The organism is Aphanothece microscopica RSMan92 (genome assembly GCF_046613545.2).
GTDB lineage: Bacteria > Cyanobacteriota > Cyanobacteriia > PCC-6307 > Cyanobiaceae > NIES-981.
Genome location: NZ_JBKKKY020000384.1, coordinates 1 through 545, shown reverse-complemented (window position 1 = coordinate 545; position 545 = coordinate 1). Strand labels below are relative to the sequence as shown.

General features: G+C 53.0%; 1 protein-coding gene. It reads right to left on the bottom strand.

The window, feature by feature from the left end; genetic code table 11:
• Positions 1 to 493, bottom strand: a 493-nt coding sequence (locus tag ACLD7X_RS18140; RefSeq protein ID WP_411425083.1) for a fatty acid cis/trans isomerase, incomplete at its 3' end; no start/stop codon positions are given.
• Positions 494 to 545 lie beyond the last annotated feature (52 nt).

Here is a 545-nt window from a genome sequence, read left to right as displayed (position 1 = left end):
CGCCGAACGGCATACCTTCGAGCGGGAATTGCTCCGCATAGGCCGAGAATTCGGCTTCGTTCGGAGTGTAGTTTTCTCTTTCAAGGGAGTCGAGCCGTCCGTCGAAATCCTTTGGAAGCACCGAGTTGCCAGCGAACGGGTTGGCATGGCCGAGCGAAAGCATTTTGCCCATGAGCGACTGCTGGCCACCCTCAGTGACCGAAAAGAAACCGGCTTCTCGCCACTGTTCAACTGTTTTTGGGCTTTGATTGAGCAACGTATTCGGTTCAAAGGTTAGTCGAGGTGAATATGGATTTCCCTTCTTCGCACCCCTCTCCACGCCCATACGGCTACGTAAATCCAACTGACTAGGCGCATCGGTACATGCGTGGCAGGCGACACATTTCGAATCGAAGATTGGTTTGACGCTATCAACAAACGAAACCGCTTCCTCGGCTACCGCCGATCCTGCGCTAAGCATGCATAAGGCAAGGAACAGAGCCGAGAGCTTCACTCTCTTGTTTCCACTTGCAAGGGTAGCCTTATGCATATGCATTGTCGCGATC